Raw genomic sequence first — 26809 nt, forward strand, 5'->3', positions numbered from 1 at the left:
GAGTAGAAGGTACATTATTATAGAGTGGGGGAAAATTATGATTACGTTTGACGAATACCAGTACGCTCGTCCTGAAATGGAAGACATCAAAAAGGAATTCACTGAACTTTTAAACGAGTTTCACAAATCGGATTCTTACGAAACTCAAAATGCAGTGATTGAGAAAATCAATGCAATTGGAAATGACTATTCAACTCAATCGAATTTAGCTTACATCCGCTCTTCCATCGACACAAATGATCAATACTATCAACAGGAGCGCGATTATTTCGATGAAATCAGCCCAGAATTTCAAGGGCTCTCTACGGAATTTTACAAAGCACTGATTACTTCCAAGTTTCGGGAGGAGCTAGAAGAGAAATGGGGCTCTCAGCTATTCGCTTTAGCAGAGAATTCCATAAGGGAATTTTCACCTGAAGTGATGCCACTGCTTCAGCAAGAAAATAAGCTGACTTCAGAGTATGCAAAACTTGTCGCTTCTGCGCAAATCGAATTCGACGGGAAAGAGTTGACTCTTGCTCAACTAGGGCCTTACATGGAGTCTACTGACCGCTCTGTTCGTAAAAACGCAATGAACGTTCAGTATTCATTCTATGAGAAAAACGCTGAGAAGTTTGATGACATTTATGATCGTCTCGTTAAACTACGTGATGAAATTGCCAAGAAATTAGGATTTAATACTTTTACTGAACTAGGATATGTACGGATGTCCCGTGTTGGATATGATGCTGAGATGGTAAAGAATTTCCGCGACCAAGTTCGTGACTACATCGTTCCGGTTGCCAACAAGTTATATGATCGCCAAGCAGCACGAATTGGTGTGGATCGTCTCAAGTTCTACGATCAGTCACTCGATTTCCTAACGGGCAATGCAGTTCCACAAGGGTCTCCAGATTGGATTATTGAACAAGGTAAAGAAATGTATAAGGAACTGTCCCATGAAACAGATGAATTCTTTACGTATATGACTGAAAAGAAGTTGCTGGATCTAGTTGCGAAGAAAGGTAAAGAAGCTGGAGGCTATTGTACGTTCATTGATAATTATGATTCTCCATTCATTTTCTCAAACTTTAATGGAACGTCTGGCGACATCGATGTACTCACTCACGAAGCAGGACATGCATTCCAGGTCTATTCAAGTCGTAACATCGGCATTCCAGAATATGTGTGGCCAACGAGCGAAGGAGCGGAAGTTCACTCGATGAGTATGGAATTCTTCACATGGCCATGGATGGAGCTGTTCTTCAATGAGCAAACTGATAAATATAAGTTCTCACATTTAAGCAGTGGACTCCTTTTCTTACCTTATGGGGTAGCTGTAGATGAATTTCAACATGAGGTGTATAACAATCCTCAGATGACTCCGGCTGAGCGAAAAGCGGCTTGGAAGCGGATAGAGGGGATTTACTTACCAAAACGTGATTATGATGGCAACGAGTATTTAGAAAGCGGTGGTATTTGGCAGCGCCAAGCTCACATTTACGAAATTCCTTTTTATTACATTGATTATACATTAGCACAAATATGCGCATTCCAATTTTGGAAAAAGGACCGTGAAGATCATGAATCTGCATGGAATGATTACGTCCATTTATGTAAACTCGGTGGTTCTAAGTCATTTACGGAATTGGTCAAAGAAGCGAACTTGATCTCTCCGTTTGAAGATGGTTGCGTTCAATCGGTGGTTGGTACTATCGAAGAGTGGTTGGACTCTGTGGATGATAAAGCTCTATAAGAGTAGCCTGTAACCGAAGTGTTTTGCTCACTTACAAAACAGCTCGTTATCTCCTTACGGATGATAACGAGCTGTTTTAAATTATACTGTGAATACGATTTTACCGAACTGTGTACTGTCTTCCAGCATTCTGAATCCTTCAAGTGCATCTTCTAGTGGCATAGTGCGATCAATCACAGGACGAATGTTATGCTCTCTTGAAAAATCTAGCATCTCTCTCAACTCATCACGACTTCCCATCATCGAACCGACAATTTCTTGTTGCTTATTGAAAAGTTCTCGTAGATCCAAGTCGATTACATCATCAGTGGTAGCACCGAACACGACTAATCGTCCACCTTTTTTCAAACATTCAAGAGAACGATTAAATGTGGCTTTTCCTACGCTCTCAATCACAAGGTCTATTGTTTCATCCTTCAACGCTTCGTTCCAATCTGCATGTGTATCGATTGCTATATCAGCCCCAAGTTTCAAAGCTTGCTCTCTCTTTTCATTACTTCTCGAAGTGACAATAACGCGAGCACCAATTGCTTTAGCAAATTGGATAATGAATGTGACAACACCACTACCCGCGCCTGGGACGAATACAGTGTCACCTTTTTTTACTCCACCACGTGTCACAAGCGCACGAAAACCTGTCAGACCTGCTAATGCCATACTTGCTGACTCTTCCCATGATAAATAGGTTGGGCGTGGTTCTAGTTGTTCCTGTGATAGAACAATTTTTTCTGAGAAGGTTCCATCATCTGGCATTCCGAGTGGACCAAAACCTTCAGGAGAACCATCACTTTTTTCAAACCAGTTAAGAGAAGGATTGACCAAAACTTCATCACCAACTGACCATTTTGTAACCCCCTCTCCAACTGATTCGACCACTCCCGCTCCATCAGACCCTAGTATTATATCGTGTCCTTTGTTTTCCCTTCTAGCTGGTATGTATAAGTCTCTTCTATTAAGTCCAGCAGTCTTGATAGCCACTACGACTTCTCCTCTTTTTGCAATAGGTGTGGGCATTTCTCCTAGTCTAAGTCCGTTGTCTCCATGAATAATCGCTTTCACTGTCAACTTCCTCTCTACTATATAATTGTTAGAATCTTCCGGTTACCACCCCATCATAACGCATTTCAGAGAAAAGCAAAAATAAAAAACACAATAGCCATGAAGGTCCATTGTGTTTAGTTCTCTTATTTTGCTTCAGGTGTTTTTTGAAGACGGCACTTCAACTTTGCAAGTTCAAGCAATTCAAGTACGTCTTTTTTAGGTAGATCAGTGAGTAAATTCAGTAATTCACGTTCGGCAAGACGACGTCCTTTGCCGCTACGGTATCGATTTTTGTTACTTGCGTCTAATTGTGTATAAAGGATGTCTGCTTCTTCGTCCTGCTCATCTTCAAACCCATCAACCGTAATTGTTTCGCGCAGCCTTTCATATAATGACTCTGCACTTGTAGTATTTGCTTGTTTAAAAGCAGAAGTCTTTTTTGAGTCACCAAGAATAAGCTCGTCTGTTGATATATTAAATCGCTCAGAGATTTTTGCAACCCACGCTGCTGATGGTGCATTTTTGCCTTTTTCCCAATCTTTAATACGACTTGCCGATGTCCCGATAGCAGCACCGAAAGCCATCATGGATAAACCTCTTTGTTCTCTTAGTTCCTTTAACCTAATGCCGAATCCTTCTTTACTCCAGTCGTTCACAAAAAATCCTCCTCTAATATCTAGTATTACTATTATTTTTCATTTCTAGGTATTTGTCAATCTTTTATTTATTAATTAAAAGGCAGTCTCCAATATGGCTTTCCCTAGGGAAACATCTATTTCAATAGCCTGTTTTTTGTCTCTCATAATTTTTCTCATTCTTTTCAATGTACGCATTATAGATTTCTTGCAATGAAAAACCAAGCTTTTCAGCAAGCGTTCCATACTGATTCCAAAGACCCGTATATGTAGTCATATCTGGGTATTGACCGAATTCAAGTACTGCTTGATTGGTTTTAAGGAATGTTGCTGTTAGAGAATCCGATGAAGAGTCAAAGCGCCACTCCTTGAAATTTGTTAAGTCCTTGACAATTCCTAGCGACAAGAGAAAATGAATAGAATCTACATATTCTTCTAGCACAACTGAACGAGCAGAAGAACCCTTTACGCTCCAAAACTTAAAACATCTCGTTTCATTTGCCAACTCAGACAGTTCGACAAGCAATGCGAGGACTTTGTCTTCAAAAAGATTTCTACCTGTAAGATCGTGTTGGGCCTGTATGTATGAATCGAGCTCTTGTTGCATGTGAAATAATTTGTTCATATCCAATGAGATTGCCCCCTATCGTATTGTTTTGACCTTTGTTAAAAGAGTTGAGTTACAACCGGCATTCGAAGTCCTGCAAGATAGAGGATGATAACAACATCCATCAAGGCCAGCATTAGAAATCCTACGCGGAAAGTAGTATGAAGCGTTTTATGACGAAATACTTGCATCCCAAAATAAGCGCCTATTCCGCCACCGAATATCGCAAGTAGCCACAGATTCTTTTCAGATACACGACTTTTTTTGCGCTTGGCTTGTCGTTTGTCATAACCCATCGTAATAAAAGCCCAAATGGACAAAAATACGATCCACTCAATTCCTAGTGTCTCCATCAAAAAACTCTCCTCACTCTTACTTGTCGGTTATTTTCCTAAAACCTTTACACCAATCCGCGAAAGATTTCTAACAAAAAAACGTCACAATCCCTTTCGAATAGGGACCGTGACGTTCAGGAAATCAATTATTTAGAAAGTGATTTCTTAGCTGTCTCAGCAAATTTAGCAAATGCAGCTGCATCTGTTACTGCAAGATCAGCAAGCATTTTACGGTTAACGTCAATTCCAGCAACTTTAAGACCGTGCATAAGTGTGCTGTAAGACATACCATTTACACGAGCTGCCGCGTTGATACGTGTGATCCAAAGTCTACGGAAGTCCCGTTTCTTCTGGCGACGGTCACGGTAAGCATAGTTCAATGATTTCATGACTTGTTGGTTTGCTACTCGGTAGAGACGGTGTTTAGAACCAAAATACCCTTTTGCTAATTTCAATACTCGATTACGACGCTTGCGCGTCACTGTTCCACCTTTTACGCGTGGCATAGTTCATTACCTCCTGCTATTCCTGTAAGAATATATTAGATTTGATTTCGGGTGGTTCACTATCCGGTTGGATCAGCTTACCAGGGTGAAGCTATTACTTCATGTACGTAATCATTTCACGAATACGCTTGTAATCGCCTGAAGAAATGAGTGATCCTTTACGCAAGTGACGCTTTGCTTTTGTCGACTTGTTAGCGAAAAGGTGGCTAGTTTTAGCGCGTCCGCGCTTTACTTTACCGCTTCCTGTTTTTTTGAAACGTTTCGCGGATCCGCGGTGAGTTTTCATTTTTGGCATGATCTGTTCCTCCTAAATCGTTTGTTCGTATTACTTTTTCTCAGCAATTGGTGCAAGCATCAAGAACATACTGCGTCCATCCATCTTAGGACGAACCTCAACTGTTCCGACTTCTTTACAAGCTTCTGCAAACTTGTCAAGAACGCGCTGACCAATTTCTTTGTGTGTAATCGCACGTCCGCGGAAACGGATGGATGCTTTTACTTTGTCGCCAGCTTCAAGGAATTTAATTCCGTTACGAAGCTTTGTTTGAAAATCGTGCTCATCGATTGTCGGGCTAAGCCGAACTTCTTTGACTTGGATAATCTTTTGATTCTTTCGGACTTCCCGCTCTTTTTTCTGCTGCTCGAACTTAAACTTTCCATAGTCCATAACGCGGGCTACAGGCGGTTTAGCTGTTGGCGCTACAAGGACAAGGTCCAAGTTGGCACGTGCAGCAATGTCAAGTGCTTCGTTGCGGGACTTAATGCCGAGCTGATCACCATTGTGGTCGATAAGTCGTAGTTCACGGGCACGAATTCCTTCGTTCACATACATATCTTTGCTAATCGTAATCCACCTCCGAATAATATCTCGCGAATACACTGTTTGAGCAGTCTGCACCGTTCTGGCACAGCTTGCAAAACCGTTCAGCAATTTGAGCCTTCAGGTAATGAGGCAATAAAAAAAGCAGACAAATGGATAATTTGTCTACCCGCAATCACACACGTATTTACATACGTGGTTTCACTACTGTGCTAACCTCAACAACTACCAATTTGGCGTCGATCAGGTGAGAAGCGGGCAGCTCCTTCTTGTATCACAAACTGTATTCTTTAACCTTATCTACTTTATCATCCTTTAGAGAAAGTGTCAAGGGTTTTTCATTCGAAATAAATAGCACTGTGTTGATTTACGTTTCAGATGGACGCGGGCCTACAGGATGTAGGTCATGCAACCGTTGCGGCAGGACGCCGCGAACTTAGGTTGTTTCCATGACCCTAATCCCTCCGGAGTCGCCATCTTCCGCTATAATCAATGGTGTCGTTTAAGCATTAGCAGTTCCTTAAAACCTATTGAAAACAAAATTAGCTTAATGAGCTACGTCACTTTTCAAGAGTTCTAGGAATGCTTCGAAGCTCATGGATTCGGAGTTTTGTTCTCCGTATTTACGGACGTTGACGTTGCCTGTTTCGATTTCTTTGTCTCCTAGTACAAGCATGTATGGTACTTTTTGAACTTGTGCTTCACGGATTTTGTAGCCAATTTTTTCTTCGCGGCTGTCGAGGTCTACCCGGTATCCAGCAGCGACGAGTTGTTCGCGGACTTTGTCTGCATAGTTGAAGTGTGCTTCAGGTGATACCGGAATGACTTCGACTTGGATTGGTGCGAGCCATGTTGGGAATGCACCCTTGTATTCTTCGATCAAGAAGGCTACGAAACGTTCCATCGTGGATACGACACCTCGGTGGATGACTACTGGTCGGTGTTGTTTTCCGTCTTCTCCTACGTAAGTAAGGTCAAAGCGTTCTGGTAGTAAGAAGTCCAATTGAACTGTAGAGAGTGTTTCTTCCATTCCGATTGCCGTTTTCACTTGGACGTCAAGTTTCGGACCATAGAATGCCGCTTCGCCATCTGCTTCAGTGTATTCAAGTCCCATGTCGTCCATCGCATCTTTCAACATGTGTTGTGCGCGTTCCCACATTGCGTCGTCATCGAAATACTTCTCAGTGTCTGCAGGGTCTCGGTATGAAAGACGGAACGAGTAGTCTGTAATGTTAAAGTCTTTATAGACATCAATGATAAGTTGAACTGTACGCTGGAACTCGTCTTTAATTTGGTCTGGACGAACGAAGATATGTGCATCGTTCAAAGTCATCCCACGAACCCGTTGAAGACCTGAAAGTGCTCCCGACATTTCGTAGCGGTGCATTGTGCCAAGTTCAGCGATGCGAATTGGGAGGTTCCGGTATGAGTGAATGCCATTTTTGTAAATCATCATGTGATGCGGGCAATTCATCGGGCGAAGTACTAAGTCCTCGTTGTCCATACTCATTACAGGGAACATGCCGTCTTGGTAGTGATCCCAGTGACCTGATGTTTTGTACAACTCGACGCTACCTAGAACTGGTGTATACACGTGGTCGTAGCCAAGACGCTCTTCTTTGTCTACGATGTAGCGCTCGATCACTCGACGGATTGTTGCACCTTTTGGAAGCCAAAGTGGAAGTCCTTGGCCGACTTTTTGAGAGTTCATGAACAAATCTAATTCTTTACCAATTTTACGGTGATCCCGTTCTTTTGCTTCTTCTAGCATTTTCAGGTGCGCTTGAAGTTCTTCTTTTTTGAAGAAAGCTGTTCCGTAAATACGCTGTAGCATTTTGTTATCAGAATTACCGCGCCAGTAAGCACCAGCGATACTTAACAATTTGAATTCTTTGAGCTTACCTGTATAAGGCACGTGGACGCCACGACACAAGTCGAAAAACTCACCTTGTTCATAGATGGAAACCTGCTCATCTTCAGGAATCGCTTGTAGCAATTCCAATTTGTATTCGTCATCGATTTCTTTAAAGCGACGCTCCGCATCTGCACGGGACACGTCGTGACGAACCACTTCCAAGTTCTCTCCGATGATTCGTTTCATTTCTTTTTCAAGTTCTGGTAGGTCATCTGCAGTAATTGGAGTTGGAGAATCGATATCATAGTAGAAACCATTATCGATTGCTGGACCTATTCCAAGTTTTGCATCTGGGAATTTACGTTTTACTGCTTGAGCGAGTAAGTGCGCTGTACTGTGACGCAAGATTTCAAGTGCTTCCGGAGATTGTTGAGTAACGATTGCAATATCTCCATCTTGTTGGATTGGTGTTTTCAAGTCGATGAGCTGTTCCCCAAGCTTACCTGCAAGTGCACTTTTACGCAGTCCTGGGCTGATCGATGCTGCTACATCTTCAGTTGTTGTGCCAGCAGGAAACTCCTTAACCGCGCCATCCGGAAATTTTAAATGAATTGAATTTGACACATCAATGCACTCCTTTTATCTAATATTGAACACAAAAAAGCCTCATCCCATAAAGGGACGAGGCTTGTACTCGCGGTTCCACCCTTCTTCCTCCAATCCGGAACAAACCGGAAAGATGAAGCTTAAAGCGGCTAACGGGCCGGGGCCGTCAACAGGTACTCAAGAACGTTCTAAATGGTTCCCTGTTGCTGCTCAAAGGCGGTAGATTGGTGTCGTGTCCTGCAAGGTTCTCAGCAAAATCCTTGCTCTCTGTAGGCCGTTCCAACAATCGTTGTCCTTGTCAAAGCATTTTATCATTGTGTTGTGATTAGTATAGTAAATGTTATTAGGAATTGCAAGAGGATTACCGAAAACAATCAGTCTTTTCCAGGATTCCTACGATTTTTCCCTGATAATAACATGGGATCACTCAATATTTTAATCCGTTCCATAATTCGCGCAGCTTTGATTGGTTCTTTTTCGCCTCGCTGCGAAAAGGTGAGATGATGTTCTAGTTCAGACAATGTAAAGTTTGATGTGAAAAATGTAGGAAGCTGATCTGCCATGCGATACTGGAGTATGGTTCCTAACACTTCATCGCGAGCCCATGCTGTCATCGATTCTGCACCAATGTCGTCAATCATGAGAACTGTTGCCTTTTTAACAAACTCAATTTTTTCGTTCAGTGAATTATCCTGGATTGCCTGTTTGATTTCACGTAAAAATTCTGGTAAATAAACCACTACAGTACGTATTTGCCGATTAGCCAGTTCGTTGGCAAGAGCACCTAAAATAAATGATTTTCCAGTACCAAACTTGCCGTGGATATATAGCCCTTTTTCTGGTAAAACTCCAGTTTCTACGTATTGTGTAATGAATTCACTTGCCTTATCTACGATATCTAGACGGCTGGAATCGTAATAGGTGTCAACATCAATAAGTTGTGCTTTCATGACATCTTTAGGCATGTACAGGCTATTCAACATCTTATTAACAGCCCGTTTCTCATCATCACGTATTTTCTGCGGACAACGGATATAGGTCACATCGATTAGCCCCTGATTTAAGGTTAGCTTGGGTTCGAATCCCTTCATGACATTCATACATCCTTCTAGGTTTGGACACTTGTCACATTGATGAGATGCAGTTATGAATTCATAAAGCTTATTTAAACTCTTCTCCACAACTTGTTTATCAATCTCATTTTCATGCTCTTCTATAAATTGTTGAACTTTCTCATTTGCAAGGACTTCATTTCTTAACTCGTCATACCGTGCAGCTAGTGTTGGTGCGTTAATCACTCTTTTCATAGCCTCTCCTACACGCTCCATTTAATTCACCCCTTTTCGCATTGACTCTAATTTAGCAAGTAATTCTTTTCGTTTTCTGTCGTTCTCCAGTTCTACCTCAGGATTGACTTCCTTTTGGAGATCAGGCTCCTCGTCTTTTTTAAGGAACCATTCTGGCAATTTTTCTTCCCGTGTCGGCTTTTTACGTTGGTTATTCGTCTTGCCGCCTTCTTTCATCCATTGTGTATACTCGTCATGCTCTTTACGCGAATAGTCGATTGCCTTTTCGACAGTATCTACTTTGTTCATCGCCCATCGTGAAGCAATTCGTTCTGCAAACCCATTTGTAATTTTCCCGTCATTATGCAGCACAATATAATGCAAAAGAACATTGATAACGCCAAATGATAATTTGTGAACATTCATAAGTCGTTCTGCTATTTTCACATCTACAGAAAAAGGCTCAGCGCCTATCAAATCAAACAAAAATTCTTTAGGTGAAGTGCTTTCAAAGTATGCGATGAGCTCTTGTTGCTTGGATAACGGCTTTTGTGATTCAGAATTACTTTGTGCCGTATCAGGCACATAAAACTTGTTTAACTTCGGTGCAGCTTTTGAGATGTTCATTTTATAAAAGTCAGTGGCAGCTCGACGGAGTCGTTCTTCGGGTACTTCAAGATTCTCATCCAGTGCCATCATAATCACTTTTTGCATATCTATTGGTGAAAGTGAATACAAAAATGCTAATTTCCCAACTAGCTCTCTTGAAACACCAGCAATTGCACGTCTCGGTACCATCTGTTCTGAAAGACCGCTCAACATTAAGTCAAAGTCGAAAAAACTATGGTCGAACGGGATACCGTTTGATTCTTTACGATCACTCAGCTGTTGTTCGTTCAGTAGCTCATGGGCATTTCCATTAACAGGTGTATAGACATCTAAAAAATTTCTTGAAACTTCTTTGTAGTTTTCCATATCCAATTGTTCTGTAACGAATCGAGAACGTAATTCTCTATAAGCTTGTTCTCCAATTTTGCTGAATAAGAATGTCGCAAGTAATGGATCGTGAAAGAAGCTTTCCGCATCTAACGGTGGAAGCAACTCATAGACAAATGTCCGATTTTCCTCATCTGTGTTCATGTAAGAACGCAGTAAGCCAATAGCTTCCAATGATATTCTAGCTTGAAAGACCGCTTTTAGCGGCATGCTTAAGTTATTCATGAGATGGTAATGGCTGAACTGACGTTTATCATTTGTCTCACCATCTGCCCACATCGTTAAAAACAAGCTGATTGGCTCAGAACCTATTAATGGTTGATAAAAGAGGGAGAGAAGTTGTCTATCATAGTCGGAAAATGGAGTAGAAAACTTTAACATATACGTATCTACAGGTTGCAGTTCTTGGTAAAGCATACTCAATTCCCCTCCTTACACTTCGGAAGGTCCCTCTGAACCGTTCTTTTCACGAAGGGGACCTTTTTGTAAATTCTTTAGTTCTTCAATAAACATCGTAATGTTCTGGTAGTCACGATAGACGGATGAAAAGCGCACGTAAGCCACTTCATCGACATCTGCAAGACGTTCCATGACCATCTCTCCGACATCGTGAGAAGCAATTTCAGAAACCCCACTGCTTTTTAGTTCTTTTTCAATGGATCCCACGATATTTTGTAGCTCTTCCAAAGGAACAGGTCGTTTCTCGCACGCCCGGACTAAGCCCCTTAACAATTTTTCACCCATGAACTCTTCACGGGTTCCTTCTTTTTTCACGACAATGAGTGGTGCTTCTTCTACTTTTTCAAAAGTTGTAAACCGGTAGTTGCATTGCTCACATTCTCTGCGTCTGCGGATAGAGCTGTTTTCTTCAGCTGGTCTTGAGTCGACAACACGTGTTCCGTTATATCGGCAAGCTGGACATTTCATAATTCGTTCCTCCGGTTTTCTGTAGTTCATCTAGTATAACAGAGAGTGTGTTTTCGCAACACCCGTGATTACTCGAGTAGAGTTTAAGGGTGTTTATTACCACAAAAAAGACTGTCGATTCTTTGCTCTTTCAAGCAGTAAGAAGGACAGTCTTTCAGTTGAAAATTACGCTTTTACGCTAGCGCGGAGTTCTTTCGCAACTTTTTTAGTTAAGTCAACCACGCGTGCTGAATAGCCCCATTCGTTGTCATACCAAGCTAAAACTTTCACTTTACGATCTCCGATGACCATTGTCGACAAACCGTCAATGATTGCTGAATCGGATGTGTTGTTGAAATCGATCGAAACGAGTGGTTCCATTGTTAAGCTCAGAACGCCTTTCATCGAACCTTCCATCGCTTTCTTGAACACTTCGTTCACTTGCTCTGCTGTAACATCTTTCTTCACGTCTACCACGAGATCCACTAACGAAACGTTCGGTGTTGGTACACGAAGCGCCATTCCGTGAATTTTGCCTTCTAGTTCAGGAAGCACAAGCGATAGTGCTTTTGCTGCTCCAGTTGAAGTTGGGATGATGGACTGACCACATGAACGTGCGCGACGAAGGTCTTTGTGTGGATTGTCCAAGTTCTTCTGATCATTTGTATACGCATGTACAGTCGTCATTAACCCATTTTCAATGCCAAATTCGTCATTAAGGATTTTAGCGACTGGCGCGAGACAGTTTGTTGTACAACTTGCATTCGAAATCACGTCGTGCTTTTCAATGTCTAATTTTTCATCGTTAACGCCCATGACAATCGTAATGTCCTCATTTTTTCCTGGCGCTGACAAGATTACTTTCTTGGCACCTGCTTCAAGGTGCAGGGCAGCTTTGTCACGTGCATTGAACACACCCGTTGCTTCAATGACGATATCTACGCCAAGCTGTTTCCAAGGGAGTTTGGATGGGTCTCGTTCCGCGACAAGTTCTACACGCTTGCCATTGACAAGTAATGCATTCTCTTCAACTACTACATCGCCATCGAACGTTCCGTGGGTTGTGTCATACTTTATCAAGTGTGCTAATGTTTCTGGTGGGTAAAGGGCGTTAATTGCAATAGCAGTAACCTCATTCTCTACTATCAACTGCCGGAATACCATGCGGCCGATTCGACCAAAACCATTAATCGCTACTGATGTTGTCATGAAAAGTCCTCCCAATATGTATGATGTTATACTGTTTAAAGAAATATCGTAATTAGTATAACACATTTTTACCACGTGGAAAGAGTTTGTGCAACATTGAACAATGTTTGATTTTTCAGAACTTCTTCAGACTTGCCAGTTCAGTAAGACGTCCTCTACTTGTCTTTCGGTTTCAACTAATTTTCCATTATTATCAATCACAGCATCAGCGCCCTGTTCTTTAATCTCAATGGGTAGTTGCGAGGCAATTCTTGAATTTGCCTCTTGTTCTGATAACTGATTTCGACTCATCAGACGTTCTTTTTGAACATCAGGGGTGACTGAGACTACGAGGATTTTTTCTACATAATCATGTAGCTTGTTTTCAAACAGTAACGGAATATCCAAAAAGACGGTTTCCGCTCCCGCTGCCAGATGCGCTTCTTTTTGCGCAATCAGCTCTTTTCGTATCGCTGGATGAATAATATTGTTCAATTGTTCACGCTTCTTGTCATCGCCAAAAATCAGCTGCCCCATAACCGCACGATCCATTGAACCATCTTCTCGTATGACTTCACGTCCAAATACTGTTTCAATTTCCTTTAGTACAGAACTGCCAGGCTCCACAACTAACCGCGCAATCTCATCCGCATCGACTACAGGGTAACCTCGATCTTTCAAAAGGTTAGCAACTGTGCTTTTACCGCTCGCAATACTTCCTGTTAGACCAATAATCATTCGTGTGCTCCTTTTTAATGCTGACATTTTTTACAGTAGGTTGATGTCCGATTTGCGATTTGTATGGAAGCGGTCTTGGCACCGCATTTAGGACATACTTTACGTCCATACATCTGTAGACGATTTTGCATGGAACCCGCTTCACCGTTACTATTCCGATAGTCGGAGATCGAACTCCCTCCCGCTTGGATACTTTCATCCAATACAGTGACAATTTCGCGGAATAACTGTTGTTTTCTGTGGAGACTAATCCTGCCAGCTGACCGATTTGGATGAATCCCCATCCTGAACAGAGCTTCTGTTGCGTAAATATTACCGCAACCTGATATGATTTGACCATCCATGATGACCTCTTTAATAGGCTTTTTTGCATATTTATCTTGTTTCGTTTTTGTGATGAAAAACTCTTCTGCATTGACATCAAATGGTTCAGGAGCCATCAATGTAAGCGGAAGATGATCTTGTTCACATGTCAGTAATCGAAGCTCTCCAAAACGGCGAATATCCGAATAGACGAGAAGACCGCCATCTTCAAGCTGAAAGATCGCGTGTATATGATTTCGAAATTTTTGCTCACGGATTTCAGTGATTGCATTCACAACGAACCATGCTCCTGTCATTCCTAAATGACTAACAAGGAGGCGGCATGTATTGTCTTTAATGAGATGGAAATAAATATATTTACTACGTCTCGTAACCGCTTCGATTGTGAATCCAGCAAGTTCCTCAGAAAATCGCTCGACTGAATGACCTTTCACAATGGCTTCCTTCCCTGCAGCTTTCGAAGCAGATACCGTTTCAGAAACTTTCACATCATATATTGTACGCCCACTAGCAACAGGTGCTAACGAGCGTACAACTCCTTCTACTTCAGGTAATTCCGGCATCGGGCTCTCCTCACTTCGTGTCGTACCAACTTGCACCATACGCAGAATCCACTTTTAAGGGAACATCCAGTTCCAATGCAGACTCCATCACTTCAGGTACGATTTTCTTCAACTGTTCCAGTTCTTCTTCTGGCGCTTCAAATATAAGTTCATCATGCACTTGCAGAAGCATACGCGCTTGTAATCCTTCTGTCTCAAGACGTTTTTCCATATCGATCATGGCTTTTTTAATAATATCCGCTGCAGTCCCTTGAATCGGTGTATTCATCGCAGTACGCTCAGCAAAACCGCGCAAGTTAAAGTTCGAACTTGTAATATCCGGTAGATAACGGCGACGATTCAACATCGTTGAAACAAATCCACGTTTTTTCGCATCGATGATAATATCATCCATATACCGCTTCACTCCTGGGAAGCTGGCTAAATACGTATCGATAAATTCAGCAGCTTCCTTGCGAGGAATATCCAAACTTTGTGATAACCCATAATCACTAATTCCGTATACAATCCCAAAGTTAACAGCCTTAGCCGCCCGTCGCATGTTCGATGTCACTTCTTCTTTAGATACTCCAAACACGTCCATCGCAGTTTTCGTATGGATGTCTTCCCCTGCACGGAATGCTTCAATCAGTTTTTCATCCTGCGAAATGTGCGCAAGCACCCGTAGCTCGATCTGCGAATAATCCGCCGCAAACATAATCCAATTCGGTTCTGACGGGACAAATGCCGCACGAATCTTACGTCCTTCTTCCAATCGGATAGGAATGTTTTGTAAGTTCGGATTAATCGAGCTCAACCTGCCCGTTTGTGTCAACGCTTGCTGGAAACGAGTATGAATTTTACCATCTTCATGGATTTCTTTAGACAATCCATCGATATACGTCGACTTCAACTTTCCAAGCTGACGATACATAAGAATATGTTCAATAATTTCATGCTCAGGCGCTAACTTTTCCAGCACATCTGCAGCCGTGGAATAGCCTGTTTTCGTTTTCTTAATTGGCGTTAGGCCAATCTTTTCAAAAAGAATGACCCCAAGCTGTTTTGGAGAATTAATATTAAACGGCTGTCCCGCCAACTCGTAAATTGTAGTTTCCAGATGTCCAAGTCGACTTGTCAATTCTGTGCCGATTGTTTGGAGTGTGTCCCAATCCGTTTTTACTCCTGTGGATTCCATTTTCCCTAAAATTTTTGCTAGCGGTAATTCCAGATTATGATACAACTCATATTGCTCGTTCTGGCGAAGTTTTTCAGTAACAGGCTCAAACAATTTCCAAACGGCAACGGCTTTGGTAGCCGCATGCTGTGCGATTTCTTCAGTTGCTGGAACTGCTTTTTTAGCACCTTTCCCATATACCTTTTCGTCTTTCTGAATTCCATTCCAACCGACTGATGCAGCCGCTTCTGATACATCGTCAAAAGACAAAGATGGATTCACAATATATGCAGCTAGTGTTAAGTCGAAATCGATTCCTGATACAGGGATGTCAATTGCCGCCAAAGCTGCAAAAAGGGCTTTCGCATCTGTCGTGAATTTCTTCGATTCAGAATCAGCTAGCCACTTTTTCAATACTACATCCTTTTTCACATCAGCCATCGGCACATAAAAAACGTTTTCACCATTTGTCATTGAAAGTCCAAATAGTTCCGAGGTTAAATAGTTATCGTCCATCATTTCCAAGTGTACTGCCATCTGAGCAGAAAGATCAGCTTCACTCAACTCATGCTTTGTTTCCACTTCAATAACTTCAACAGCCTCAGTTTCAGAGCCTTCTACACCCATTTTTTCAAGGAGTGTTGTGAATTTAAGTTCTTTATATAAGGATGTGAGTTGCTCTTCGTCAGGACCACTATAGGATAAATCCTGAAGGCCAATCGTAATCGGTGCATTCACTTCAATCGTTGCCAGCTGCTTACTCATATAAGCCAGTTCTTCGTTATTCGTCAAGTTCTCTTTTAACTTTTTACCACTTATTTCGTCAAGAGACTCATATACGTGTTCCACTGATCCATATTCCTTCAACAGTTTCAACGCAGTCTTTTCACCAACACCTGGTACACCTGGGATGTTATCAGATGCATCTCCCATCAAGCCTTTCATATCGATGATTTGAAGGGGTTCTATCCCGTACTTTTCTTCAATATGTTCAGGCGTATAGAGTTCCATATCTGTGATCCCTTTTCTTGTAATACATACAGTCGTTGAAGCCGTTGCAAGTTGTGTTAAGTCCTTGTCTCCTGAAATGACAACGGTCATTGCCCCTTCTTCACTCGCAGTACGACTCAATGTTCCAATAATATCATCAGCTTCAAAGTTCTCTAATTCATATTGAGGAATATTGAATGCCTGTAATAGTTTGCGTAAATAAGGAAATTGTTCAGAGAGCTCAGGTGGAGTTTTTTGTCGTCCTCCCTTGTATTCACTGAACGTACTATGCCGGAATGTAGTCTTCCCTGCATCCCACGCAACGAGCAAATGGGTCGGCTGCTCTTCTTTTAAAATATTTTGCAACATCATCGTGAATCCATAAACTGCATTTGTATGGATACCGCTGTCATTTGTTAATAATGGCAAAGCAAAAAATGCTCGGTATGCCAAGCTGTTCCCGTCAAGTAATACAATTTTTTTAGTCGTCACGTAGCTCGTCCACTCCTTCATAAAAAAACGTCGTCTTCCATCATCTTACCACGAGGGTAGGATGAAATGAAAACGACTAGGTCCTTCTCTATTCAATTGAATGCGAGGGTTGATGGATGGGTAATTTTATGAAAAACACAGATCCTTCCCCAAGCTCACTTTCCACCCAAATACTCCCATGATGCGCTTCAAGTAAGTGTTTCACGATTGCGAGTCCAAGTCCGGTACCGCCTGAATCTCGACTTCTTGCTAAATCAGCACGATAAAAACGTTCAAACACTCTTTGTAACTTTTCCTTTTCAATGCCAATGCCTTCGTCAGCAATTGAAATCAAAACAGAATGATCATCTTTCCTTCCCGATATACGGATCGTTGTCCCTTGCTTTGAATACGTGATTGCATTAATAAGCAAGTTAACAAGCACTTGCATAAGACGTCCGCTATCCGCCTCCATTACTAAGTCACTCATCTCTTCAATCTCAATGGTCATTTGTTTTTCTGCGAGCTTGCCAGAGACTAGCTGAGTCGCTTCCTGAATTGTAGTTGCAGCATTAACTTCCGATATGTTAAGAGTGAACCCATGCTGCTCAATACCTGACAATTCCAATAGATCAGTCACAAGAGAATGCAGACGGCCGCTCTCTTTTTCGATAATGGTGATGAAGTCTCGTGAAATATCAGGATCCGAAAGCGCTCCATCCAACAACGTCTCAGCAAATCCTTTTATAGAGGTAACCGGTGTTCGTAATTCATGGGAAACGTTCGCGACGAAATCTTTTCGGACTTCTTCTAGTTTAATGATTTTTGAAATATCGTGGAATACCACAATGATTCCCAACCAATTCCCGTGTCGACCTATAACGGGAGCACCATAAACCGTCAAGTCGAGAGGACCATATTCTTGTTGCATGCGGATTTGTTGCTCATGGACTTGTTCCGACAGAAAAACTTGCTCGATTAGTTGCTCAGCGGCTAATGGCAGACCAATCTCTTTATAAGATTTGCCGATTGCATCAGAAGAGGATGTGTGAAATGTTTGCGCAAAAACCCCGTTCATCAGATTAACGGTTCCTCCTCTGCCGAGCATCAGTAAACTGCTACCGATACTTTCAATTAGAGTTTTAAGCCGCTCTTTTTCCATCGATCTGACAATTTGTGTCTCTTGACCATTCCGTGCAATCTGGTTAATGGATACAGCTAAACTCCCAAGATCCTTGAACTCACTCACGCTCGCACGGGCTTTATAATCACCACTTGCGAGTTTCCTTGCCACAAGTGTTAGTTCGTCAACTGGTTTTGTAAAATGATAGATTACTCTAGATACAGTAAACAAACTTAAGATTAAAAACAAACCAATCATCGCAGATAAGTAGAGTGAAAATTTATTCTCCAACGAAGACTCTACGTTAGCGTCCACTACATTGAAAAATTGACTAATAACAATCCACAAAATAATAGAAAAGACAACTAGTATAATACTAGTTGTTAGTAAAATTCTTGAGGAATGACCTTCTTTTTTCATGAATATTCCTCGAATTTATATCCAATCCCACGCACAGTTTTAATCGAACGCGGTTTTTTCGTATCTTCTTCAATTTTATCGCGAAGATGACTAATATGAACATCGACAATGCGAGTATCTCCACTAAAATCATAGTTCCATACAGCGGATAACAGCTGATCTCTTGATAAAACACGATTTTTGTGTTTCATAAGATGCACAAGTAGTTCAAATTCCTTTGGTGTGAATTCTAGTAGTTCTCCATTCAGTTCAGTTTGATAACGCTCGAGATAAACCGTCAATCCATTGATACTAATACTATCACTCGGCTGCTTCGGACCGTTCGCGCGACGCAAAACCGCTTTTACACGCGCAGTCAGCTCACGGGGACTAAAAGGCTTGGTCATGTAATCGTCCGCACCGATCTCCAATCCTAATACTTTGTCGGTCTCATCGCCTCGTGCTGTCAACATGATAATCGGAGTTTCCACATTACGTTGTCGTAAGTTCCGACAGACATCGATCCCATCCATCCCTGGAAGCATGATATCCAGCACAATCAAGTCAGGTTTGCTCTTTGTAGCTGTTTCCAAAGCTTCTACACCATTTGTAGCTACTAGTGTACGATAACCGTTCTGTTTAAGATTGTAGTCAAGAAGTGTACAAATCGATGGGTCATCTTCTACGATTAATATCGTTTTCGTTGAAATCGCTTCTATAGTTTCCATATTTGTCTCCATATTAAAAATTATCCAGTGATTGTGAAGTTAATTGTTTTTCTTTCAGCTCAGGTGCTGCAACGCTAACTGAGCCGGTAATTATCTGTTCGCCAGATTCATTAAAGGCACTGACAAGAATGTCAATTCGATTCTCAACAAGATGAACTTCTTGAACTTCCAGTGTAATTGCTACAGTTTCATAATGATACACGGGGACGGGAAACTCCAAATGTTGAGCTAGCATATAAGAGCCTGGTCCTGGTAAGTATTTAGAAACCGCTGAAGTGATAATACCAGTCAGCATAAGTGTCGGTACAATCGGTTTTTTGACGTCAGTCTGTGAAGCAAAATCATGTTGAATATAGATGGGATTCGGATCGTTCGTCAACCCGAGATAAAGCAGGAGATCTCTATCTTCGATCTTTTCAGTCAATTTAAGTTTCTCTCCAACCTTAATATCGTTAATCCCTCTTCCGACTCTTCTCTTTTTACCAAGTATCAAAAAAAGTCCCCCTTATTAGGTACTATCCTTCTTCTTTAAAGTCTATCATAAAACAAAAATAAATCGAGTAGCGCCTTCTTACACTACTCGATTTATTAGACGATCAGGCGAGCACTTGCATGACCGATTTCACAGAGTCTGCGGATTGACTCAATGCCTGTTTCTCTTCACCTGTTAGCTCAAGCTCAATAATCTTTTCGATGCCCTCTTTCCCGAGAACCGTTGGAACCCCTAGGTAAATCCCTTCCATTCCAAATTCTCCTTCCAGATAAGCAATCGCAGGAAGAATGCGTTTCTGATCTTTAAGAATGGCTTCTGCCATTTCAACAAGTGATGCAGCTGGAGCATAATAAGCGGAGCCATTGCCTAGCAAGTTAACAATCTCTGCCCCACCTTTACGTGTCCGTTTTACGATTTCTTCTATTCGTTCTTCTGAAAGCAATGAAGCGATAGGAACACCACCAGCAGATGAATAACGGACGAGTGGTACCATATCATCACCGTGACCACCTAATACAAATCCAGATACATCCTTCACTGAAACGTTTAGTTCTTGTGCAACGAACGTTCGGAAGCGTGCTGTATCCAGGACTCCTGATTGTCCGATAACACGCTCTTTCGGTAACCCTGATTCTTTGTAGACCGTATACGTCATTGCATCGACGGGGTTCGTTAAGACAAGAATCGTCGTGTTAGGTGAATGCTTTATGATTTCAGCTGTCACAGACTTCATGACCTTCTGATTCGTTTGAACAAGGTCATCCCGGCTCATACCAGGTTTTCGGGCAATCCCCGCTGTAATGATGACAATGTCCGAATCCTTCGTGTCTGCATAATCAGCTGTCCCTATGATCGACGCATCAAACCCTTGCACCGGACTCGCTTCCAACATATCCAGCGCCTTCCCCTTTGTCGAATTCTCCATATTCGGGACGTCCACCAACACCACGTCACATAATTCTTTCTGAGCAAGCAAAAACGCAGTCGTAGCCCCCGTAAAACCAGAACCAATAACAGAAACCTTTTTACGAAACATAGACATACTAAAACTCCCTTTCAGAATTGGATTAATGTAAATAAACAGTGTTGATTTCCTTTGCAGGCGGACGCTTTCCACGGGCTCGACCTCAGCCAATCGAACCACGAAGAGTTCGATTTTCCGTATTTCTGTGCACTTTACAGAAATTAAGGCAGCCTAAACGGTGCTCCTAACGCTTCGCTTTTACTCGCAGAAGCTGTTCTTCGTTACAGCTTTTTCTGCGGGGGCATCGGTCTTCGCTTATTCCGCAGGAGTCGCCGCCTTCCACTCCTATCAACGAATTTGCAAATACCAAGTATCCACAACTAACAAATAATTATAATCAAAACAATCCTGTCAACCTATTTTTATATAAACAAAAAGCAGAGGCTACGATTAAAGCTCTGCTTTTTGTCTCTTACTTATTGTGTACCTGTCGAATACGAAGCGTAAACTTATAGGTTTTTGATTAACTCGTCAGCGAACTCAGAAGTCTTCACTTCAGTTGCTCCATCCATCAAACGTGCGAAGTCATAAGTAACCACTTTAGAAGCGATTGTCTTTTCGATTGACTTTGTGATCATGTCTGCAGCTTCGTTCCAGCCAAGATGCTCAAGCATCATAACGCCTGAAAGAATAACAGATGATGGATTTACTTTATCAAGTCCTGCATACTTTGGTGCAGTACCGTGAGTTGCTTCAAAGATTGCGTGTCCTGTTTGGTAGTTGATGTTAGCGCCTGGTGCGATGCCAATTCCGCCTACTTGTGCAGCAAGAGCATCAGAAACGTAGTCACCATTCAAGTTCATTGTAGCAACAACGTCGAATTCTTTCGGGCGTGTCAAGATCTGCTGAAGGAAAATATCAGCAATAGAATCTTTAACGATGATTTTGCCTGCAGCTTCAGCGTCAGATTGCGCTTTGTTTGCAGCATCTGTACCTTTTTCGTCTTTAATGCGGTCGTATTCGTTCCATGTGAATACCTTGTCGCCGAATTCTTGCTCAGCTACTTCATATCCCCAGTTTTTGAATGCGCCTTCCGTGAATTTCATAATGTTACCTTTGTGAACAAGTGTCAATGATTTGCGGCCTTCTTTGATTGCATAGTTCAAAGCACCACGAACTAGACGTTTTGTTCCTTCTTCAGAAATTGGCTTAATACCAAGTCCAGAAGTTTCAGGGAAACGGATATTTTTAACGTTGAACTCGTCTTGTAGGAACTTAATCAGTTTTTTAACTTCGTCAGAACCTTCTTTGTACTCGATACCTGCGTAGATATCTTCTGTGTTCTCACGGAAGATGACCATGTCACAGTCTTCAGGACGTTTTACTGGTGAAGGAACACCTTCGAAGTAACGTACTGGACGTAAGCATGTATAAAGATCAAGTTCTTGGCGAAGTGCTACGTTCAATGAACGGAATCCACCGCCAATTGGAGTAGTCAAAGGACCTTTAATCGCAATTAGGTATTCTTCAATTGTATCGAGTGTAGCCTGTGGAAGCCATTCTCCAGTTTCGTTGAACGCTTTCTCTCCTGCCAACACTTCTTTCCAAACAAGTTTACGCTTACCGTTGTACGCTTTTTCTACTGCACCTTCAAGTACGCGAGAAGCTGCATGCCAGATATCTGGACCTGTTCCATCACCGATGATGAATGGAACTGTTGCGTGATCGGGAACGTTTAATACACCGTTTGTTACTGTGATTTTACCTTCATTAGCCATTATAATTCCTCCCAAAGTCATAAGTATAGGGCCGGTATGATGATATACCGCCCCAAAGATTTTTGCTAATTAGCGCTGATCGATTGGCACATACTTTTGCATATCAGGTCCGATGTATTCGGCACGAGGACGAATCAGTCGGTTGTTATCATACTGTTCTAGAATGTGCGCAATCCATCCAGAAATGCGGGAAACCGCAAAAATCGGAGTGAATAAATCATGATCAATCCCAAGTGAATGATAAACCGAAGCGGAGTAAAAATCAACGTTTGGTGGTAATTTTTTCTCACCAGTAACGATTTTTTCGATTTCCTCTGACATACGGTAATATTTACCTTCTCCACGAAGTTCTGTGAGTTTTTGAGACATTTCACGAAGATGCTTAGCGCGCGGGTCTCCTTTACGGTAGACGCGGTGGCCAAAGCCCATAATTTTTTCTTTGTTCGCAAGTTTGTTGTGGATGTACTCGTCCACTTTGTCTTCGTCGCCAATCTCCATTAGCATTTTCATAACTTGCTCGTTCGCTCCACCGTGCAATGGACCTTTAAGTGCTCCAATTGCAGCTGTAACACCAGAATACATATCAGAGAGAGTTGCCACACAAACACGCGCAGTAAATGTGGATGCGTTTAACTCATGATCTGCATGTAAGACCAGCGCTTTGTCAAATGCCTCAATTTCAATTGCTTCTGGTTTTTTTCCATTTAGCATGTAAAGGAAGTTTGCTGCATATCCAAGTGTTGTATCAGGAGCTACTGGCTCTAGCCCTTTACGGATACGTGCAAAAGCAGTTACAACTGTTGCAATTTTAGCTTGGAGTTTAATCGCCTTCAGATAGTTTTCCTCTTTGGACATATCTTCAGCTTTCGCGTCATATAACCCTAATAAGGAGATTGCTGTGCGCAATGCTGCCATTGGGTGGACGTCTTTGATTGGATACGTTTTGAAATGAGCGAGCACTTCTTCTGGTACGGACATGTTGTCTGCCAATTGCTGCTTTAATTCAGCTAGCTCATCTTCTTTTGGTAGACGTTGGTGCCAGAGAAGATAGACGACTTCCTCGAAACTTGCATTATTTGCAAGATCGTCAATGTCGTACCCGACGTATGTAAGGGTATCATCGATGATTGAGCTGATCGCGGATTGTGTCGCTACAATTCCTTCTAAACCTTTAGTAGATGTCATGAAACTCTCTCCTTCAGTCAGCAGCCTTCTAACCACCCGTGGATTTTTTGTCTACCGGTTGGGGCAGTCGGCTGATCTGCTAATATTGTTTCCGCCTAAAAACGCTTACAAAACTCATTATAATCAACTTTGTCTGTTTTGTGAATGAAAATGCATACGGTTTCCAGGAAATCTATTAAATCGGAGTGAATTTCTATCAAAAAGTGGAATACTACAACCTTTTTTAAACACTACATTGTCCCGTTTCTGCCTGGAGTGATTGGTGGAATCTTTCTATTCCTAGTTCCACCAGCTGGTATCGCAATTATATTAGCCTATTTCGCAGCACCTGTTGTGAACTTCACCAATCAAGTCCTGCGCTTACCTAGAACTCTTTCTACTTTGGTCGCCATGTCCATTATTATCAGTTTGGTAGTAGGGCTTTCAACTATGGCTATTCAAGGGTTGATCGACACCTTACCGATTGCTGAGCGCCATTTGGAACCCTATACCGGAAATCAGGACTGGTCAGGCGTTGCCATTACGTTTTTAAAAGATCACGTACTGACAGCAGGTCACACTCTTGTTGAACATACTTTTACATTTACAGGAGTTCTCTTTCAACAAGTGTTCACTCTCTTTATCTTTCTAGTTGCCTTTTTCTTTGCACTACGAGAAACAGGAAAAGACCGATTCTGGTTCCTTGTCTACTTCCCAGGATCAATGCGGCGTCAGGCACATCGACTTTTTAAGAAGTCAGGAGAACTCATCGGTCACTTCATTTCCATCGAAGCCCGTTTAGTTTGTCTTACATTTCTATTATTGTGTATCGGTTTCTTTTTCCTATCGTTTTCATCACCCATCGGGACTGCATTTCTCATATCTCTTGCAGATAGCCTGCCCTTCTTGGGGATCGGATTGTTCCTTCTACCGATGATGCTCTTTTATTTTTACACAGGAAACTATCTATTCGGTTCAGCACTGTTATTACTTTACATCCTAACGCTTGTGACTCGCCAAATCGCAGAGTCCTATTTGTGGGCATCCACTTTCCGAGTCAAACCAGTCCATGCGTTTCTCATCACAGCCAGTTCTTTTTACTTATTCGGGTTGCCAGGAATATTACTGACACCCTTCCTCCTGTTCACGGCAATGAAAATTAGACATCACCCGAAGTTTATCGAATGATAAGTGTCCCTTTTTTCATCTTCTTGTAAATTAGTTGAATGATATAGGGACGAATCATTTTTCTCGGCCAGCTGAAGAGTAACAGCAGACCAATCGCATCTGTTATGAAACCTGGGACCAGCAACAGCAGACCACCTGCAAAAATACATAATCCATCTATAATCGGCGGTCCCGGTGGATCTCCTGCAGCCATTCGTTCTCGAAATTCTATAATCGCTCTAACTCCTTGTCGCTTCGCAAAATAAGCACCCCCAATTCCAGTAATAACAATTATGGCGAGGGTTGGCATAACACCTAGATGGCTCCCAGATACAAGTAGTAATGTGAGTTCACTTGCAGGGACGACTAAAAAAAGAAGCAGTAACCATTTCATTTTAATATCTCCTCTTTGAGAAAAACCGCTATCCTAAAATTAGGTAGCGGTTTTTTGTTTATAGAACTTTAGCATGGCCTTTATAAACAACGCCAGTTTCAGCGTCCATTGTAATCTCTTTGTCATGCTTAATAATCTCCGTTGCGTTTTTCACGCCGACAATTACAGGAATGCCTAAATTCAATCCGACGATTGCGCCGTGACTGGTAAGTCCGCCCTCTTCTGTAATGAGGCCCGCACACTTTTCAAGTACAGGTAGCATATCACGGTCTGTCGAATTCGTCACAAGGATTGCACCTTCTGCATCGAACGCTTCCGCTTCTGCTGCACTCCGGGCAACGATAGCTCGGCCATATGCTACAGATTTACCGATACCTTGTCCTTTTGCTAGTAGATCGCCGATGACATGTATCTTCATCAGATTCGTTGTTCCTGCTTCTCCAACAGGCACTCCTGCCGTAATGATTACGACATCACCATGCGTAACATACTTATTTTTAACACTTTCTTCAACCGATTCTTCAAGAATCGAGTCAATTGAACTGACACGTCTTCCAGCAATCGGGTACGCTCCCCACACGAGTGTGAGACGACGAGCGACTTGCTCAGAAGATGTTACAGCAATGATTGGACATCCAGGACGATATTTAGAAATCATCCGTGCAGTTGTTCCGCTTTCAGTAGGAGCAATTACTGCATTCACATTTAAGTTAATAGCTGTATAGGCAGCAGCTTGTCCAATAGCATCTGTCAAGTTACCATGTTTTTCTCTACGTCGCGTAGATATGAAGGAACGATAATCGAAAGACTCTTCGATCTTGTTCGCAATCCGTACCATTGTCTCCACAGATTCTACCGGATACAAACCAGCCGCAGTTTCACCTGATAACATAATTGCATCGGTCCCATCAAAAATCGCGTTTGCAACATCACTCGCTTCTGCACGAGTTGGTCGAGGATTCCGTTGCATGGAATCGAGCATCTGTGTTGCAGTGATAACAGGTTTACCTGCTTGGTTACATTTTTTAATTAGCTGTTTTTGAATGACTGGAACTTCTTCTGGCGGAATTTCCACACCTAAATCTCCACGAGCGACCATGAGACCATCAGATACTTCGATGATTGCATCAATATTATCGACACCCTCTTGGTTTTCGATTTTAGGGATGATATGGATATTCGATCCACTGTTCTTTTCTAACAGTTCACGTATTTCCAATACATCTTCCGAACGTCTGACGAATGACGCAGCGACAAAATCGATCTCTTGTTCAATCCCGAATAGGATATCTTCTTTGTCTTTTTCTGTAATCCCTGGAAGCTGAACTGAAACACCAGGTACGTTAACGCCTTTTTTATTCTTAAGTTCTCCGGAGTTCATCACTTCAGTGTGAATCAATCCTTCAGCTTTACTTCTACTCAATACTTTCAACATGACGAGACCGTCATCCAGAAGAATCGTATCGTCTTTATCCACATCGTCAATCAGTTGGTCATACGTGATTGAGAAACGCTCTTTTGTCCCAAGGACTTCTTTCATAGAAACGTCAATCTTTTGACCCGCTGTCAATTCGATTAGGCCGTTTTCCATGGAATGCGTTCGAATTTCCGGTCCTTTAGTATCGAGTAAAATTCCGACAGTCTTTTGTTTAGCAGCTGCTACTTTGCGAATTGCTTTTATACGTTGAAGGTGTTCGTCATGATCTCCATGGGAGAAATTCAAACGTGCCACATTCATACCCGCATCTATTAGTTGCTCAAGACGTTCTGGTGATTCACTTGCTGGACCGATTGTACAAACGATTTTAGTTTTTCTCATTGGTTCAGGCCACTTCCTTTTC

The 26809-nt window shown here is 42.1% G+C and carries 25 protein-coding genes; 2 read left to right on the plus strand and 23 right to left on the minus strand.

Translation table 11 applies throughout. The features are described 5' to 3' along the window. Positions 1-37: 37 nt before the first annotated feature. Positions 38-1735: a M3 family oligoendopeptidase gene (locus M3197_RS08075; RefSeq protein ID WP_251660512.1), complete on the plus strand. Its 1698-nt coding sequence runs from the start codon at positions 38-40 to the stop codon at positions 1733-1735. Between the two features lie 81 nt (positions 1736-1816). On the opposite strand, the gene M3197_RS08080 is transcribed toward M3197_RS08075, so the two are convergent. The 21 genes from M3197_RS08080 to citZ form a co-directional block, all read right to left on the minus strand. Then, the gene (locus tag M3197_RS08080; protein WP_251660513.1) at positions 1817-2794 is read right to left on the minus strand and encodes a zinc-binding dehydrogenase; all 978 of its coding nucleotides are present in this window, start codon (positions 2792-2794) and stop codon (positions 1817-1819) included. 125 nt (positions 2795-2919) lie between these two features. After that, positions 2920-3432, minus strand: a complete 513-nt coding sequence (locus M3197_RS08085; RefSeq protein WP_251660514.1) for a helix-turn-helix domain-containing protein — start codon at positions 3430-3432, stop codon at positions 2920-2922. A 121-nt stretch (positions 3433-3553) separates the two neighbouring features. Next, positions 3554-4036, minus strand: a complete 483-nt coding sequence (locus M3197_RS08090; protein WP_349774117.1) for a dUTP diphosphatase — start codon at positions 4034-4036, stop codon at positions 3554-3556. Positions 4037-4077: 41 nt separating this feature from the next. Further along, a complete protein-coding gene (locus M3197_RS08095; RefSeq protein ID WP_251660518.1) occupies positions 4078-4371 on the minus strand; it encodes a DUF1294 domain-containing protein in 294 nt (97 codons plus the stop codon). A 128-nt stretch (positions 4372-4499) separates the two neighbouring features. Next, the gene (rplT, locus tag M3197_RS08100; RefSeq protein ID WP_251660520.1) at positions 4500-4859 is read right to left on the minus strand and encodes a 50S ribosomal protein L20; all 360 of its coding nucleotides are present in this window, start codon (positions 4857-4859) and stop codon (positions 4500-4502) included. A gap of 94 nt (positions 4860-4953) precedes the next feature. Next, positions 4954-5154: a 50S ribosomal protein L35 gene (rpmI, locus tag M3197_RS08105; RefSeq protein ID WP_025783745.1), complete on the minus strand. Its 201-nt coding sequence runs from the start codon at positions 5152-5154 to the stop codon at positions 4954-4956. Positions 5155-5184: 30 nt separating this feature from the next. Further along, entirely contained in the window at positions 5185-5691 is a 507-nt protein-coding gene (infC, locus tag M3197_RS08110) for a translation initiation factor IF-3 (RefSeq protein WP_025783746.1), read from the minus strand. Between the two features lie 535 nt (positions 5692-6226). Then, complete coding sequence (thrS, locus tag M3197_RS08115; RefSeq protein WP_251660522.1) at positions 6227-8158, minus strand: threonine--tRNA ligase; 1932 nt, start codon at positions 8156-8158, stop codon at positions 6227-6229. 356 nt (positions 8159-8514) lie between these two features. Further along, positions 8515-9468, minus strand: a complete 954-nt coding sequence (dnaI, locus tag M3197_RS08120; RefSeq protein WP_251660524.1) for a primosomal protein DnaI — start codon at positions 9466-9468, stop codon at positions 8515-8517. After that, positions 9469-10839 carry a replication initiation and membrane attachment family protein gene (locus M3197_RS08125; RefSeq protein ID WP_251660526.1) on the minus strand — a complete coding sequence of 457 codons (1371 nt, stop codon included), beginning with the start codon at positions 10837-10839 and terminating at the stop codon, positions 9469-9471. A 15-nt stretch (positions 10840-10854) separates the two neighbouring features. Further along, the gene (gene nrdR, locus M3197_RS08130) at positions 10855-11349 is read right to left on the minus strand and encodes a transcriptional regulator NrdR (RefSeq protein ID WP_251660528.1); all 495 of its coding nucleotides are present in this window, start codon (positions 11347-11349) and stop codon (positions 10855-10857) included. A gap of 165 nt (positions 11350-11514) precedes the next feature. Then, the gene (locus M3197_RS08135; protein WP_251660530.1) at positions 11515-12537 is read right to left on the minus strand and encodes a glyceraldehyde-3-phosphate dehydrogenase; all 1023 of its coding nucleotides are present in this window, start codon (positions 12535-12537) and stop codon (positions 11515-11517) included. Positions 12538-12663: 126 nt separating this feature from the next. Further along, positions 12664-13254: a dephospho-CoA kinase gene (gene coaE, locus M3197_RS08140; RefSeq protein WP_251660531.1), complete on the minus strand. Its 591-nt coding sequence runs from the start codon at positions 13252-13254 to the stop codon at positions 12664-12666. A 14-nt stretch (positions 13255-13268) separates the two neighbouring features. Then, positions 13269-14141 carry a bifunctional DNA-formamidopyrimidine glycosylase/DNA-(apurinic or apyrimidinic site) lyase gene (gene mutM, locus M3197_RS08145; RefSeq protein WP_251661030.1) on the minus strand — a complete coding sequence of 291 codons (873 nt, stop codon included), beginning with the start codon at positions 14139-14141 and terminating at the stop codon, positions 13269-13271. Between the two features lie 10 nt (positions 14142-14151). Continuing rightward, entirely contained in the window at positions 14152-16779 is a 2628-nt protein-coding gene (polA, locus tag M3197_RS08150; RefSeq protein WP_251660533.1) for a DNA polymerase I, read from the minus strand. Positions 16780-16867: 88 nt separating this feature from the next. Beyond that, the gene (gene pnpS / locus M3197_RS08155; RefSeq protein ID WP_251660536.1) at positions 16868-18301 is read right to left on the minus strand and encodes a two-component system histidine kinase PnpS; all 1434 of its coding nucleotides are present in this window, start codon (positions 18299-18301) and stop codon (positions 16868-16870) included. Further along, positions 18298-19008: a response regulator transcription factor gene (locus M3197_RS08160; protein WP_251660537.1), complete on the minus strand. Its 711-nt coding sequence runs from the start codon at positions 19006-19008 to the stop codon at positions 18298-18300. Before M3197_RS08160 ends, pnpS begins: the two co-directional genes overlap by 4 nt. Positions 19009-19021: 13 nt before the next feature. After that, a complete protein-coding gene (locus M3197_RS08165; protein ID WP_251660540.1) occupies positions 19022-19501 on the minus strand; it encodes a MaoC/PaaZ C-terminal domain-containing protein in 480 nt (159 codons plus the stop codon). A gap of 103 nt (positions 19502-19604) precedes the next feature. Continuing rightward, positions 19605-20543 carry a malate dehydrogenase gene (gene mdh / locus M3197_RS08170; RefSeq protein ID WP_251660543.1) on the minus strand — a complete coding sequence of 313 codons (939 nt, stop codon included), beginning with the start codon at positions 20541-20543 and terminating at the stop codon, positions 19605-19607. Positions 20544-20974: 431 nt separating this feature from the next. Next, complete coding sequence (gene icd, locus M3197_RS08175) at positions 20975-22243, minus strand: NADP-dependent isocitrate dehydrogenase (RefSeq protein ID WP_251660545.1); 1269 nt, start codon at positions 22241-22243, stop codon at positions 20975-20977. A 69-nt stretch (positions 22244-22312) separates the two neighbouring features. Then, a complete protein-coding gene (citZ, locus tag M3197_RS08180) occupies positions 22313-23428 on the minus strand; it encodes a citrate synthase (RefSeq protein WP_251660547.1) in 1116 nt (371 codons plus the stop codon). A 255-nt stretch (positions 23429-23683) separates the two neighbouring features. Here citZ and M3197_RS08185 point away from each other — a divergent pair, with 255 nt between their 5' ends. Beyond that, positions 23684-24595: an AI-2E family transporter gene (locus M3197_RS08185; RefSeq protein ID WP_251660549.1), complete on the plus strand. Its 912-nt coding sequence runs from the start codon at positions 23684-23686 to the stop codon at positions 24593-24595. Here M3197_RS08185 and M3197_RS08190 read toward each other — a convergent pair. Beyond that, complete coding sequence (locus tag M3197_RS08190) at positions 24585-24968, minus strand: FxsA family protein (protein WP_251660551.1); 384 nt, start codon at positions 24966-24968, stop codon at positions 24585-24587. The genes M3197_RS08185 and M3197_RS08190 overlap by 11 nt on opposite strands. Positions 24969-25026: 58 nt before the next feature. Further along, the gene (gene pyk, locus M3197_RS08195; protein ID WP_251660552.1) at positions 25027-26787 is read right to left on the minus strand and encodes a pyruvate kinase; all 1761 of its coding nucleotides are present in this window, start codon (positions 26785-26787) and stop codon (positions 25027-25029) included. Between the last annotated feature and the right edge of the window lie 22 nt (positions 26788-26809).

This window comes from Sporosarcina aquimarina (assembly GCF_023715615.1).
GTDB lineage: Bacteria > Bacillota > Bacilli > Bacillales_A > Planococcaceae > Sporosarcina > Sporosarcina aquimarina_A.